We start from the raw sequence: 13,729 nt of genomic DNA on the forward strand, positions 1-13,729 counted from the left end.
TCGTTCCAGAGTTCTCGGTAGATCTTCCCGAACACCAACTCCCGGAATTCGTGGTGCGTCCCATTTCCAACCATCCGGGAAGCCATCTCCCGGAGAACCTTTGAATCTTCCTGATCAGACACTGAACACCTCCCCTACCCCTTCACTTTCCACGGAAAGATCAGCTACACAGAAAAGCTGATCACAAATCTTCGAGAACTCCGAAATGCTGGCACCGATCACGATGCCGAAACTGACCACTGACTCGCGTTGCTTCCACTCGCGGAATCGCTCCGCTTCTGCATCTGAACAACGAAGCTCACCATCAGTCACAACGATTAGGTCGCATTTCCCGTCCGGCATCCCCTGAAACTTCCACTGAGGCCAGTGCGTGTACGGCAACTCTCTGATCGGAACGTCCAGAGTTGTCCCGCCTGCGTAGAAGTGCTCCAGCCAGTTGAGCAGAGCGACCTGATCCCATTGCCCCGGCGCCATCGCCAGAGTGTTTCCCTGATTGCCTCCTGCGAATCCCACGAAGGCAATCCACCGATTCTGTTTCTGGGCAATCCAAGCCATGGCCAGAGCCAGCCCTTTCGCCTGGACGATACGATCCCCGGCTTGAGGTTTCTTCGTCTTGCTCATGGACGAGCTTTCGTCAACGACGACCACGATCGGTCCCTTGCCGACTGGCTCCACGCCCTGATAGTCCCGCTGCATCGCCGTTTCCGTGGCGATCTTGTAGAGCTGCAAGAGCTCTGTTTCCTCATTCACCAGAGCAGCAAGCTCGTGAAGGCAGAGCTCCGGGATGTCTCCGCCGATCGTCACACCGACAACGTCATCAACTCCGTGAACCGTCTTCCGTCGCTGCATCGACTGCGCGACACGTCGAAACTTGCCCGCTGAATCCATAATGGCTCGCAGCGTCTCATCATTGCGGACGCGTTCAAAGACGCCTGCCATCAGTTCGCTATCGAGTTCTGCACCGTATCCCTGGCCGACACCGCAGCCGCCGCCCAATGCTCTGATCGTGGCGGCTGCGTCGTCCGCCGCTCGCTTGCCACGCCTGATGGCTTTGGCCACAGAACCGGCCGCATCAACGGCGTCTGTCTCCTCGGCATCCAGTTCCAGAAACTTGGCGAGTTCTTCGCCGATCTCCTTTGCCGACTCTTTTGCCAGCAACAGGTTTCCACGCGTCTGTTTGTGCAGCGCCTTGTAGCCATCGGTGTCGAGAAGAGACTGGAACCAGTCTGCTTGATGCTGATTCGCTGGACGATCTGCCAGCTTTGGGCGTGACTCAAACAGAGCCGCGTGACAGTCTGCCCACTCTTCAGGAGTCAGTGCAGCACTCGCATCGCTGTCAAATTGCTGGCGATGCTTCTCGTCTCCACCGTAGAACCGTTCTTGGGTTTCTTCGTAGAGTTCAACGCCTTTGCGTAAGCCCCACTGATCAACTTTGAGTGAGGTTGGAGAGACGCGTAGGTTGTCAGTTCGCGTCTCGCTATCAGAAGTCTGCAAGACTTGATTGATGTCCAGAGCCATCGAGAAGTATCCATTCCGAGTTCCGCCTCGGTTGGCGTTGCCTGATCCCCTCAGACTTGGGCGCTGAATTCACTTCAGCTTCACCACACTCTATCGTCATTCTGCCGATGAAGCAACAATAAAGCCGAGAACTTCGCCAGAATTACGAACTATCCAGTCCGGTCGAATCACGCTTCTTTATCAAAGAACTCAACCCATTGCACGCTAGACCAAGGAATTACCATGTACGCTGATCCATCTTCTGGGTGATGACACACCATCGCCGTGGAATCAACTGAAATCAAACTTAAGCTTTCCAGTTCGATAAAATGTCTCGATTGACTCTTCGGTGGAAGTGCGTATTTCAAGACTCGCACATTGAAACGAGGGTCTTTCATCGACTTCGCGATTGAGTTAATCGATTCGGCAGTGTCAGTTGTCTTCACAATAAACCTCCCATGTTGCTCAGCAACGAAAAAATCAGCCTGCCAAAATGGACGATTGTCGTCCAGACGTCACCAGCTCCTACCTGGCATCCTCATCCGCAATTTTAATGACGTTCTTCTGTTCATTTGTCATTGACTGTAGTGCTGCCTTGCACTCACGATCGCTTGCTTGCCACGCCTCGATCTTCTCCCGAAACTGGTCGACTGTCGGAATTCCATCGGGCGGAATTGTGAATTCTGTAAGGGCCATCGTATGGTCATTGGGAAAACTTAATTCTCTCCACCCAGAATCAAACACCTTCTTGAATTGCATCAGCTTCTTTCGCAGCACTTCAACTTCATTGCGGCATTTCTCGCGAACTTTGACCGCGTTTGCGTAACGGTCGACGACATGCTGTTCACTCACTTAACTCTCCTCGAACTCTTAGTTGTCAGACTCAACAGTTCTATTCTTGTGATGCGAAGAACACCCTGACATGGGCCCGTTCAGCAATGGACGTCATGTGCCTTGTCCCTGCGCCACCGGGAAATGATACCAGAAGGTCCGGCTCCAGTTCTAGCATCTTACGGTTCCGCTTCGGTCCAGCCGATCGACCGTGTTTCGACCACTCAGCAGGAACGGAAGTCTCTTTCACCCCGTTCGCCCTGGCCCACTCTCCACAGAGTGAATCCGCACCGCTTGCGGCTCCGTGGATCAGTTCAGTGACTGGTGTTTCCGAGTGAATCTTACTGAGCGTTTCGAAGACGTGTCCTCGATCGCTGTAATTCCGTCCGCCTGTCACCAGAACCCGCATTGAATATCACCCCACGTAAACCATGTCCATGCTGATGTACCTCCCCGGATCTCCGGGCAAGTGGCATTGAACACGTAAGCCATCATCCTGAGGTTTGGCCTCCAAGGCTAGTGGGTCCGCACCCTTCAGGCGAAGAACCCACTTTGAGCACTTGTAATCCCTGCCAATCGGTTCCTCCGGTTTCCATCCATGGCAAAAAAGATAGCCGATCAGATACTGATGCACAGCCTCCACACAATCATTTGTGCAGATGTCGAGATTCAAGGCGATGCCGCCCAAATGAGAATCGATCTGAAAGACTTCTTTGGCAGTGCGTTTACACCAGCCCTCGTAAATCTGCAACTCGAATGGATTGCTCATCAAACGCCCCCAGTGAAAACAGAACAAACCAGACGGGGCAGCAGCCACCAAGGTGACGAACGATGCGACTGCCACCCCATCCAGACGAATGCCTCACGCCCTTAAGACTGCCTGATTGAGTTCTTTCGCCTGCCCCAGAATCTTCGCGTGAGCTTCCTTCGCACGGTCCCCTGGAAGATCTCTCAGCTTGTTGCAGACTTCCGTCAGCTTGGCGAGTTGGCCGTAAGTCTCACCCGTCACATTTCGAGTGTTCACCGATTCAACCAATTCGCGAGCCTCAACCAACAACTGCGCCAACTTCTTCGCACCGGGATTCGAGACCTCAATCACAACTTCCGAGACCTTCTGCGGATGCTCCACAGGATCTTCCCAGAGAGCATGCTGAAGTACTTCCAGATGTTCCGGCAGAACTTCACTGGCACCTCTCAGCCAAGCTGCCGCTCGTGCCAGTCTCGCTGACTTTCGGCATCTTCGATCTGATGGCCGAATCCCCTCACTTCTCAACCGGTCCAGAATCTTCAGATACGCTTCCTTCCCGGATTCACTCCACGGAATCGATGCAGACTCTGCCACGGCGGCATCGATATCTTCCAGAGACAGGATCTCCGGAACCTTGGAAAGTTCTGCGAAGATCACGTCTTTCAAAGACAATGGCGTCACGTAGCTGACCGCTTTTCTCAACAGGAAGCGATCGAACATTGCGCCACATGTTTCGAACCCTTCTCCGACCGGCCACTCATTCGAAGCCGCTACCAGAATCCGAAGCGGACAATCGATGCGGTCTGGCCCATTGTCGAACTTCCGCTCGTTCATGATCGTCAGCAGAGAGTTGATGATCGCTGGCGATGCTTTTCCGATTTCGTCGACGAACGACAAGTGAGCCGAAGGTAGGAATCCTTCAATCTTGTGTTCGAACCGATCGTCTTTCAGAGCCTTCAAACTGGGAGGCCCAAAGAGTTCTTCCGGCTTGCTGTACTTACCGAGAAGCCGCTCGAAGTAAGCGATCTCACCTGAGAGAGAATCCAGCAGACTATTGCAGAGTGCTGACTTTGCCGTACCTGGAGGCCCGACAAGCAACAGATGCTCCCCGGCTGCGAGTGCCACTAACAGACAAGCGATCTCTTCATCGCGTTCAATCAGAGATGCGTTCAGTGCCTTGTGAAGCTGGACGAACTTTTGGTGAGCTTGAGACATGCTCTTGATTCCTTTCCGAGTTCCGCACCCGGTTGGCGGCTCTTCTGTCCCCCGAAGAGATGGGTTGTCGTTTGCCGACTTATCCAGTTTATCGGCACTTTTACGACGCGTCAACTATCGAATGATGGACATCGGCGGAATTACGACAAATTCTCTACGCCTGTTCGCGAGATCATTGCTTGTCCTGACTCTCTGCGAGTTCCGCAATCATCTCCTCAATCCAGATATTCGCCATCAGAATGATCTGCGCGAGTGCAAAACCGCTATCCGCGTGCCCATGCTCGTCTCTCTCTGCGACCAGCTTCACCCAACGGCTCTCATCGCTCGTCTTGACTCCGATCGAGTTCAAGTCGCGTTCTAACTCTTCATCGTAGTACAGCGATACCTGCCCCGTCTTGAACGCTTTCAGGAAGTCAGCAGCCATTTGCTTCTGGACTTTGGCAGAACTGTGAACCACCTGCTCACACCGGACAACAGCACTGAGTTTCTGCGTTGATCCGATTGCTTGCCAGTTGTCGACGTAGAGACAGTCCACACCACCGAAGCGCAGACGATCCAGATCAATCGCTTCCTCAACCACGGCAATCTGCACCTCCCCTTCTGGAAAGTCTTTCGGATACCAAGTTCTGTGACCCACGAGATCGATTGTCCTGAGCCCACATTTCAGCCCCACCCAGATCAGGGATGCCCTATCGTGAACGATCCCCAAATCAAGAGACCCAAGAATCACATCGTAGCCGTGCTGGCCTTGCACGTTCGGCCCAGCGAGCCTGGTTGCTGCCACGATCTCTCGATACGGAATTCCGGTCGCACTCCCCTGCAACCACTTATTCAGAATCAGACGTCGATAGTCATCCGGCGTCAATCCGGTCTCTTGCTCGGCAACGTCTTCCGGGGAAATCCAGCTTGCCTCGAATCCGTTCAGAGAGTGGAAATGCCACTTTTCATTCAGACGGCATCTTTCCCTGACACCCCATTGCCACGATGACCCTTTGCCGAACCCGGCGTTCGTGATCACAACCATCACCGATGTCGGCACTTTGACCAGACCTGAGAACAATGTGCCCCAGACCTTTTCGTTTGACCAGTGCGTCAATTCGTCACAGATCACAAAGTCTGGCGTGTGCCCGAAGTTGGTATTCGCTTTCGCCGGGACAATTTGACAGAAGGATTTCGTCTCCTTGTTCTTGACCTTGCTCCCCTGAATCTGAATGAACTGCTCCAGCCACGGATTCTCTCCGACGATCGCCTGAGCAGCGACCAGAAGCAGCCCCGCCTGTTCCTCCCCAGCCGCAGCCGCATAGCCCTTGATCATCACTGGTGCAGCCAGAACCGCCCAGAGAATCATCACCGCTTGGTCTGTCGTCTTCGAATGCCCGCGCGGTCTTTCCAGATACGCCCGTCGTTTCTCCGGCTTCTTCCGAGAGACTTTCGCAGCCTGCATCCATGCCGCGTCCATTGTCTCGAAATCTTCCCGCTGCCACGGATCAAGCGTTTCGCCGAAAGACTTCTTCTCTCCGGCCACATCGATCATCAGATGCTTGCGGAAGACTTTCGGATGCGACTTGATCGCTTCCAAGAGCTCTTCGTGTGGGATCTCTCCGTCCGTGTCAGAAGAGACGTCTTCGTCAACTTCCTCATCCTCAAGCAAAAGCTGATCAATCCTGTTCAGAGCGAACTGGTAGAGCCGATCAACACCGTGCACCTTCTGCATCGCCGAACGCATCGAGACACAACTCCCACTGAATCCGACAGCAACCTACCGTTCAGGCTTCCCAGAAACCACAACTTGAGAATCCACATCAACCACGGGATCTGGATCGTCTTCACCGTTCATCGATGGCGCCGCACCTGTGATCAATCCAAACTGCCAGCGAATCTTTCTCAGAACCTTCTTGTCAGTGATCTCCGGCAACACAACATTCAACAGCATATTCATAGCATGGATCGATTGAGCAGCCGTCAGCATGCTTCCAGATTCGATCATGATCTTCTGATCGGCCTGGACCACCGATCTCCGCGTACTGATGAGCTTCTGCACTTCTTTCCAGTTCTCGACAGTCTTGGCGTTCTCCATAATGACGTCGCCAATCTCACGAAGAATCTGCTTCGACCTGTCTGCGTCTCCTGCCTTCTCAGCCTCTTGGTACTTCAACCACAGAGATTGCAGCTTCTCAGCATTCAGTGTTGCGCCTGACTGGTCAACCTCGTCCAGCAATTCCTGAATCCGCACGTTCAAGATTGCGGCGTCTTGACGGAGACTCATCAACTCAGCGTTCTCCATCTCCTGCTGAATCTTCTCACGAAGGCCGGTCACCACTTTCAGCTTGCTGTGCTTCCCGTCTTTGTATGTGTGATGTCCCGGACCTGGTGGAACTGCGTGCCCACCGTGCATTCGGCAGCGTCCATTGCCGTTCTTGATCGGCGTTCCACGGCAGACCATCTTGCCGCCACACTTCTCGCAGACACCTTTGTGGCGTACGTTTCTCTCTCCTTTGTGTCCGCATTCTTCACAGATGCCGGACATTTTGACCTTCGATCCACAGAGTCCTGCTGCATGACTTGACTGCTGCTGCACCTGCTGCGCCTCCCTGCTTTCCGCTTGATGATTTATGCGATTGCGTGGCTTCGAGGCTATTCTACAGGAATGTTGCAACTTTGTTGCAGGTCAATTGCTGCGCGTTGCACCTCTCGGCAGCCAACCAACTCCCTGACTCCATAGTCAGTCTTCAGCGTCTCCGCCACTGAGTATGCCGTGATCACGAGGTGACGATAGATCAATTCCATGTCCGCTTCTTCCACAAATGCATACGGTCCGGTTTCATCCAAGTCCAAGACGACGCAATACGCATTCACACCGGGCACAGCTTTGATCTGATCACAGAGTTCGTCGACCTTTTTCTTGGCTATCTTAGAGATGGACTCCCGTCGAAAACTTTCGAGACTGAGAATGTGCAATGGACTCTCCTCTGAAAAGCCTGATTGTTGCTGCAACTATTGCTGAATTCCGTAGTCGTCGAACACTGATTCCATCCAGTCCGCGTACTTCCGATCCTCTTCCGGAGTGAGGGCGATGCCGCCCGGTTCCATCTCCACCCGTTCAGTCTGGTGATTGTAGGTTGGGTATCCGGCCCAGAGCGTTGACAGAATCCGTACTCCGTCTGCCTCGTCCCTGTCTTGATAGGCCAGTCTGTCCCAGTCCCATCGCTCGAACGCATCGTTGACGATCTTCGCACCCGCTTGATCATCAGAGAACCTGAACGTGATCCAGTCCAGCATCGAGTCAACTTGCAAGTCGTAGGTGTGACGTCTCAGAGCCGCCGCCAGACGTCTCGTTGCTTCCCACCCGAGACATCCCGCAAATCGCTGAAGCATCTCGCGAGTGTTACTCTCGAAGACCTCACTGCTTCCAGTCCCTCCGATCTCTCCCCACGACATCCTAACCAGATGATGGCACAGCTCTTCATCGTCGATCTGATCGTTGCACTTCGAGCAGTATGTCGTCGGACGATCCCCGTAGCACTGCCAGTCGTCCGTCTTGAACGGATTCCATTCGCCAGTGTTCATGATCTCCAGCGGTTCATCGAGCAGGCACTCGGATGGAATCTGGCTGACGTCCAGCTTCCCGCTACAGTCGCTCGTCTCGCCGTCGTACCAGATCAAGTCCTCCCCAGGCTTCACATCGTGAATCTCGAAGTAAGGTGAACCGACGTCGTGATAGGCAATATCTCTTGCCTCTCGAATGAAGTTGGCATTGTAGGTTGCATCCTCGGTCATCACTGACCACGGAATCCAGACCTGCTCGCCGTCGATCTCCTCAAGTCCGTACCGGATGAACACCGGCGTCTCTGATCTCTCTCGCATTTCACGCACCTTTCACGCTTGCTCGTTCTGGAGCCCCTTGCTCAACGCGAACCCTCTCCACCCAGAAGTAGCGACCGTTCTTGTGCACCAGTCGCTCATTCTTGCGGTCAACCGTGATGGAGATTTGGTTTCCATGTACGTCCCAGTAGCGTACAGCCACGCTCCAGAATCGATCCGTTGGTGACACTTCACATGGCAATAGCACATCCACAGCAACTTCATGCTCACTCATCGGTATATCCCGTCCCCTTCAACTTGACGATCAGACTTGGCACCCAATCGGTCTCGTTTTCTCAGATATCGCGAAGCTGATCGTTCGCGACTGTCACAAAGCTCCCACCCTCAACCATTTCCATGTATGGTTCGACCAGAACCATCTGCCCGCCACGGTCCGGATGCACTACGTCCACCTTCACCAAAGCTACTCCATCGTCTCCAACGATAACGTTTTCAATTGACGCAAACCCAGAGACGGACGCCCCGTCGAATGTCTTGATTGCGACAGCATACTCACTGGAAAACTGCCCCGGTGATTTCTCACAGATCAGCCACTTTTCACTCTCCATATTCCACTCTCCGCTTACTTCCCTAGTTTGTTCGGACGAGTTTCTGTTGACTCTCGTTTCCGGATGAAACCCTTCTGGGATCACAATCAGCCACTCCGAGTTATCCAATGTCTCGACGTGGATTTCAATCAGCTCCCCATCACTGAAGAACTCAATCGGCTTCAAATGCAGTTCCTCGTTTCGGAACGGGAGAATCTCTCGAACCCGCTGCATTCGATGCTCACGTATGTAGTCCGCAGCAAACCGGTTCGCTGCATCCTCAGTGGGGAAGAGTTTTGCCCACGTCCCATTCGCATCGTTGATCGTGGAAACTACGATCCACGACCGTGGAGTCTTACGACTTCTTCTTCGCATTCTTCCTGTGCCTGTAAGGACTGACTCGCTTACGCTCCCGCTCCGCCAATGGGTCGAAAGACTTCAATCCCATTCCGATCCCGTCCAGTTCCACGATTCTGCTGGCAATCGCCATTTTGAAGTCCCTATCTCCCTGTTCGTATCCGTGAGGGAACTTCAGTTGTGATCTCGGAACGATGTGGATTTCTCCGTCAACGGTCTCAATCCAGATTGCTTTGGTGTTCTGGCGATGCACCTTGACGACGTGAATGCTGGTGTATTTCCCGTTCATTTGTCCCATCACTTGAGTTGTGACAACCACTGAATGTGGCCGTCTTTCGTCAGAAAGCCGACGCAACGCCCCAGAAACGAAATGGACGCTGAATACCCCGGCACGCCTGCGCCGTACATCTTGAGTCTGAATCCCATCAGCCCTAGCAACTGTGACCACTTCAACGCTGTCACCTGAACTCTTGCGAAGAACGCTCGTCTTGAAATCTTCATCGGTCTTCTATCCTTTCGGCGATTCGTCGAAGCTTTCTGATCGCTGGCCTTTCAGGCCCAAGATCGATGTTGTACTCGCGACTGTTGACATCAATAAGCGTCAGAAGAAACTTTGCTTCCTGACACGTCAAAGCGTGCTCCATTTGTTCACAGATTGATTCCGTCATATGCAAACAGGCTTCGAGATTCTCAGAAGCCCCGAAGATTGCGTCCTTGTCGATCTTGTCAGCCTGGCACTGGTAGACCATCGACCACGACGCATTGCGGAATTCCATCATTTTCTGGAAGTCGCTCATTCCAATTCTCTCCTTTCTGTGATTCTTAGAATCCACTCCGATCATTGAATTCGCCGTAAAGACCACACCGCACAAGCGGACCCTTCGGCTTCCTGACCCCCTTGGGAAAACCTTCCGGCCTTTGACCTCGACACTCGTCCGAGCAGGCAATCCAGAGTCGGTGGTAGTCCCCCTTCTCTTCAATCAGAAACGAACCGAACACGGAACTAAACTCGTCCCAAGTGAACGCCTCTCCGCAGCCGTCACAAAACCAGACTTTTTGACCGCCACGGAGATTCAGCTTCTCACTGGCAATCCGCTTGCCCCCGTACACCCTCGCCATCAGGAACTCCCCGCAGTCTGACGAGCGACCTCTGGAAGTTCGAGATGCTGCTTGCCGTCCAGAATGTTCCCAGAGTGCTCCCGTCCGACATGAGACATTGGTCGACCACCTATCAACGCAGATGGAATGATGTTCTCCATTAGCAAGTTCTCATCGACCATTCCTGACGGAATCCAGTCTCCCCACGACTCGAACCAGAACGGAACTCCAGAGACCTCGCACGCATTCGCAACCAGTCTCACCCAGTCCGTTTGCACCGGATCTGGACCGCCATCAAAGACAACCCAGTCGATCTTGTACTTCGGGTCCGCCTCACCACTGAAGAACGAAGTGGCTCTCATTCCAGTGAGTACGTTGACGTACAGGACTGTCCAGTCATTCGAACCCAGCCCATTGTGCAAACTTCTCGCTTCTTCCTCAGACCTCTCTTTGTACGGAATCGCATAGAAGTTCAATGCCTCATTCGGATCGCAAATGCGAACTCCCACAACGTCCGCTACATCTCGGCACTCCAGGAGCCGCAAGACTCGTTCTTTCAACTCCTCTTGTGTGCTGACTCTCACGAGCAGCCAGACGTTCCGTCGATGCCAATTCGACAACACATGAACACTTTCGACCCACTCACCATCTTTCACGCCATACGCTTTCGCAGTCTCCTCATCGAACGCAATAGACTGTCCCTCGCGTCGGATGTCCGGCCAGATTCTCTGCACGTTCTCTGGATGTCCCGTGCTCAGTACGAAGTCGAGGTTCGAGCACCTGTCGACCAGACTGAAGAACCTGTTGCGAACGTCAGTGATCATCAACGCCCTTGGGTAAATCGACGGTGTTCCGATCGGCCTGCCCTTGGAAGACGCGAAAGTTGAGTAGCTTCCATCTGTGAGTATGTGCAGTATCCAGCCTTCACTGTCATTCATCCACGGGTTGCCATGCTTCCCCTGAAAGTCTTCGAAGACGTCCACGTCGACGCGAACCCTCAGCCGTTCCCCTCCCTTGCAAGACTTGTCCAGAGATTCGATCTCGTCCCATTCCTCAAGATCCGTCAGCACTCGCCTGTCTCCGTCGACAGTCCACGGATTGAAGATCTTGTCCCACCACACATTTCCAGAATCAGTCTCATTGCTCATCGTTTCTCTCCGTTCGTTCGGCAGCATTTCTTGAACTTCTTCCCGCTTCCGCACGGGCAAGGATCGTTCCGTCCCACGCGAGGTTCTTTGCGTTTGCCCCCGCTGTCCCAGCCGACCACTCGACCGCGAATCGCCTGACTCGGATCGTCCGGATTGCCACACCCTTGGACTTCTCCGAATCTGTAAGCCTCCGGGAACGCCGCCATCGCACCGACAGCCATTGACACCATCGCTGATCGGTCCATCACCCCTGCCCCTCGACGATCCGCTGATAGTACATCAGGGATTCGTGGAAGAGTCCGGGAACAGGGTTGATCTGGACTTCCTTGTGGCCAGAGTGCCAGCAATCACAGTCGAAGTGTGGTTGACTATTGAAGATGAATTGCGACCCATCTGAGTCCTCTGCAATCCACGTCCCCCTCTTCAGCCACGGAACTTTGCTCACGTCGATGAGGCGGGGTTTGTAGATTGGGTGCTCATGAACAGTTCGGACGGCTCCACAGACATAAGCCCTCGAATCATAGAGTGAGTAATACCCCTCCCCTCTCACGGCCTCACGAAACTCATTCGTGAAGTCATAAACCGTCCCGTTCATCGTGATCTCAGCGGGAACTTGAATAGTGACATCAACCTCTTTAATTTCACTCACCTTCGTACTCCTTGGAACTTGATTTGTTGATCTTGAACTTGCTTCGAGAAGTCCTTTCTGCCATTCCGGTTGCTGGGCAACCAGGTCGACGGCCCGTTCAAGGAACGCCATCACCTCAGGATTCGGTTCATCACGCTGCACAGTCATCCACTTTCCTAATCAGATGAAACATTCTCCATCGTGCTCGATGTCTGCCCACCACCCAGTGAAGACGCCCTCCCCGACTCTCGCGATGCACACACTCCAACTGTATCCGCCGCCGAATTCGTTAAACTCGCCAACTGACACGCTCGGTGGATGCGCTCGATTCTTGGAGTCTCGGTCCAGACCGAATTGAGTGCAGATGAGATACTTCAGAACATAAAACCATCTCATCAGTCGGCACGGTTCGAAGTCCGGTTGATCAACCTTGCACCGCTGCGACACGGCTACTCGCAGGGACAGGCTTCTCTCGAACTGCATTGCCTGTTCGATGCTCTCTTCAACCTCTCTGATGATTTGAATGTGCTCCTCAGAGGTGCAATTCGGTTGTCCACAGAAATCGCACTTATCATCCGTCAGCATGCCTGCACCGTCCCCTTCGTCTTGAACTGATCCAGACTCTCCACCCCACGCGGAAGCGGGAACTCCTGAATCAACTCGCCATCCAGTTCCACACCTTGACCCGACTTGAACGCACTGCTCTGCTTGTGGAAGAACGCAACGCCTGCACCCCGGCACTTGTCTCGCATATCCCTTGCCCATTGCTTGTCTTCTGGACGCCGATTTGATCCAGATTCCGCCCCGTAAATCACCCAGTCGATGCCGCTGAGATTCAACCCGTTCAATGGCCCCAATGCTGGCTCATAACTGATGAACCGACAGACCGCTGGAATCTCATTGAGACAAGTCGCCCGATAGCTGTAGTCAGATTCTTCGATCGAAGTCCCCAGCCAGACGTTGGGATACCCGTCGCCCCAGTCAGACGGCAGACACGATCCAATTCGATGCGGCCGCTTTGTCAGAATCTGAAAATGCAACCACGGACATTGCTTGATGATGTACCACGCTTTCGGTCGATGCTCATTCGCGACCGGATGATCTTCAAAGAAGTCCGACAGAGAAGACGTGAACACTCTCCGGAGTAGTTGCTCACTCTCTGCCTCTTTGTTCCACTTGCCAACGTCTTTCAAGGTTTTTGTGACTTGCCGAGTTGTTGTCAGTGGCGGCCCCCACAGTTTCTTTCCCATGCGGTTCTTCACAAACGATTCGGCATAGCAGTTTTTGCATCCCGGAGAGACTTTTTCGCAGCCGATCCATGCGTTCCAGGTTGCGTCCGTCCACGAAATCCCTGTTTGTTTAGCCATCAATCTTGCTCCCATTGACTGGTTAAATCTTCAATTTCATCAATCGTTCCCGTGTCAACTACGCAACCACACGACATGCAACTGACAGTGAACGTTTCCAAGAACCAGTTCACGAAAAGCAGGCAAAACCAAGACCGTTCGCAGAGAAAACAATTCGCTTGAACGAGTTCACAAGTCTTTCTAGCCATCGAATCCGTACCTCGTTCGTCTGTCAGAAGTAGCTCAGGTCTTTTTCTTCAGCGATCCATCGCGTGACTGTGAGAGTGACGTTGCAATCACCCTCTGAAACCGAATCCGAGTCTTGAATCTGCGAGTACGGAATCCAGACTTCCTCTCCGTTCTCGTCTTCAACCAACATGGCGGCATCTGTCATGCGAATGACTTCAACAACTTCAATCTCAACCCATCTCTGGCTCATAGCCTGCCCCCCA

19 protein-coding genes and 1 pseudogene are annotated in these 13,729 nt (G+C 53.3%); all 20 read right to left on the reverse strand.

The features are described from left to right. Nucleotides 1-114 precede the first annotated feature (114 nt). The 20 genes and pseudogenes from KOR42_RS11040 to KOR42_RS11140 all read right to left on the reverse strand — a co-directional run bounded on the left by KOR42_RS11040 (nucleotide 115) and on the right by KOR42_RS11140 (nucleotide 13,716). Complete coding sequence (locus KOR42_RS11040; protein WP_146509671.1) at nucleotides 115-1,518, reverse strand: vWA domain-containing protein; 1,404 nt, start codon at nucleotides 1,516-1,518, stop codon at nucleotides 115-117. 504 nt (nucleotides 1,519-2,022) lie between these two features. Beyond that, the gene (locus tag KOR42_RS11045; RefSeq protein WP_146509672.1) at nucleotides 2,023-2,349 is read right to left on the reverse strand and encodes a hypothetical protein; all 327 of its coding nucleotides are present in this window, start codon (nucleotides 2,347-2,349) and stop codon (nucleotides 2,023-2,025) included. A gap of 40 nt (nucleotides 2,350-2,389) precedes the next feature. Further along, a complete protein-coding gene (locus tag KOR42_RS11050; protein WP_146509674.1) occupies nucleotides 2,390-2,737 on the reverse strand; it encodes a DUF2493 domain-containing protein in 348 nt (115 codons plus the stop codon). 6 nt (nucleotides 2,738-2,743) lie between these two features. Further along, nucleotides 2,744-3,097: a hypothetical protein gene (locus KOR42_RS11055; protein WP_146509676.1), complete on the reverse strand. Its 354-nt coding sequence runs from the start codon at nucleotides 3,095-3,097 to the stop codon at nucleotides 2,744-2,746. 93 nt (nucleotides 3,098-3,190) lie between these two features. Beyond that, nucleotides 3,191-4,291 carry an AAA family ATPase gene (locus tag KOR42_RS11060; protein ID WP_146509678.1) on the reverse strand — a complete coding sequence of 367 codons (1,101 nt, stop codon included), beginning with the start codon at nucleotides 4,289-4,291 and terminating at the stop codon, nucleotides 3,191-3,193. Nucleotides 4,292-4,463: 172 nt separating this feature from the next. Beyond that, the gene (locus KOR42_RS11065; protein ID WP_146509680.1) at nucleotides 4,464-6,017 is read right to left on the reverse strand and encodes a terminase large subunit domain-containing protein; all 1,554 of its coding nucleotides are present in this window, start codon (nucleotides 6,015-6,017) and stop codon (nucleotides 4,464-4,466) included. Between the two features lie 33 nt (nucleotides 6,018-6,050). Beyond that, entirely contained in the window at nucleotides 6,051-6,818 is a 768-nt protein-coding gene (locus tag KOR42_RS11070) for a hypothetical protein (protein ID WP_231740852.1), read from the reverse strand. A 107-nt stretch (nucleotides 6,819-6,925) separates the two neighbouring features. Next, complete coding sequence (locus KOR42_RS11075) at nucleotides 6,926-7,249, reverse strand: hypothetical protein (protein ID WP_146509684.1); 324 nt, start codon at nucleotides 7,247-7,249, stop codon at nucleotides 6,926-6,928. A gap of 36 nt (nucleotides 7,250-7,285) precedes the next feature. Next, complete coding sequence (locus tag KOR42_RS11080) at nucleotides 7,286-8,155, reverse strand: hypothetical protein (RefSeq protein WP_146509686.1); 870 nt, start codon at nucleotides 8,153-8,155, stop codon at nucleotides 7,286-7,288. Nucleotide 8,156: 1 nt separating this feature from the next. After that, the gene (locus KOR42_RS11085; protein ID WP_146509688.1) at nucleotides 8,157-8,387 is read right to left on the reverse strand and encodes a hypothetical protein; all 231 of its coding nucleotides are present in this window, start codon (nucleotides 8,385-8,387) and stop codon (nucleotides 8,157-8,159) included. Nucleotides 8,388-8,448: 61 nt separating this feature from the next. Further along, nucleotides 8,449-9,075: a hypothetical protein gene (locus KOR42_RS11090; RefSeq protein WP_146509690.1), complete on the reverse strand. Its 627-nt coding sequence runs from the start codon at nucleotides 9,073-9,075 to the stop codon at nucleotides 8,449-8,451. Beyond that, nucleotides 9,056-9,376 (reverse strand): hypothetical protein, encoded by a 321-nt coding sequence (locus KOR42_RS11095; protein ID WP_197441062.1) that lies wholly within the window; start codon nucleotides 9,374-9,376, stop codon nucleotides 9,056-9,058. Before KOR42_RS11095 ends, KOR42_RS11090 begins: the two co-directional genes overlap by 20 nt. Next, nucleotides 9,355-9,558 (reverse strand): hypothetical protein, encoded by a 204-nt coding sequence (locus KOR42_RS11100; RefSeq protein WP_146509694.1) that lies wholly within the window; start codon nucleotides 9,556-9,558, stop codon nucleotides 9,355-9,357. The genes KOR42_RS11095 and KOR42_RS11100 overlap by 22 nt, the downstream gene beginning before the upstream one ends. Next, on the reverse strand, nucleotides 9,555-9,854 hold the full coding sequence (locus tag KOR42_RS11105) for a hypothetical protein (protein WP_146509696.1): 300 nt from the start codon (nucleotides 9,852-9,854) through the stop codon (nucleotides 9,555-9,557). The genes KOR42_RS11100 and KOR42_RS11105 overlap by 4 nt, the downstream gene beginning before the upstream one ends. 25 nt (nucleotides 9,855-9,879) lie before the next feature. Beyond that, nucleotides 9,880-10,176 carry a hypothetical protein gene (locus KOR42_RS11110; RefSeq protein WP_146509698.1) on the reverse strand — a complete coding sequence of 99 codons (297 nt, stop codon included), beginning with the start codon at nucleotides 10,174-10,176 and terminating at the stop codon, nucleotides 9,880-9,882. Next, nucleotides 10,176-11,303 carry a DUF5131 family protein gene (locus tag KOR42_RS11115; protein WP_197441063.1) on the reverse strand — a complete coding sequence of 376 codons (1,128 nt, stop codon included), beginning with the start codon at nucleotides 11,301-11,303 and terminating at the stop codon, nucleotides 10,176-10,178. The genes KOR42_RS11110 and KOR42_RS11115 overlap by 1 nt, the downstream gene beginning before the upstream one ends. Next, nucleotides 11,300-11,410 (reverse strand): annotated as a pseudogene (locus tag KOR42_RS27840) (SEC-C metal-binding domain-containing protein); the annotation flags it as partial. The pseudogene KOR42_RS27840 and the gene KOR42_RS11115, both read right to left, overlap by 4 nt. A gap of 137 nt (nucleotides 11,411-11,547) precedes the next feature. Further along, complete coding sequence (locus KOR42_RS11125) at nucleotides 11,548-12,099, reverse strand: hypothetical protein (protein WP_146509702.1); 552 nt, start codon at nucleotides 12,097-12,099, stop codon at nucleotides 11,548-11,550. A 410-nt stretch (nucleotides 12,100-12,509) separates the two neighbouring features. Continuing rightward, complete coding sequence (locus KOR42_RS11135) at nucleotides 12,510-13,298, reverse strand: DUF5131 family protein (RefSeq protein ID WP_197441064.1); 789 nt, start codon at nucleotides 13,296-13,298, stop codon at nucleotides 12,510-12,512. A gap of 211 nt (nucleotides 13,299-13,509) precedes the next feature. Beyond that, a complete protein-coding gene (locus KOR42_RS11140; protein WP_146509708.1) occupies nucleotides 13,510-13,716 on the reverse strand; it encodes a hypothetical protein in 207 nt (68 codons plus the stop codon). Between the last annotated feature and the right edge of the window lie 13 nt (nucleotides 13,717-13,729).

Origin of the sequence: Thalassoglobus neptunius (assembly GCF_007859735.1) — a bacterium.
In the GTDB taxonomy this organism is placed as follows: domain Bacteria; phylum Planctomycetota; class Planctomycetia; order Planctomycetales; family Planctomycetaceae; genus Thalassoglobus; species Thalassoglobus neptunius.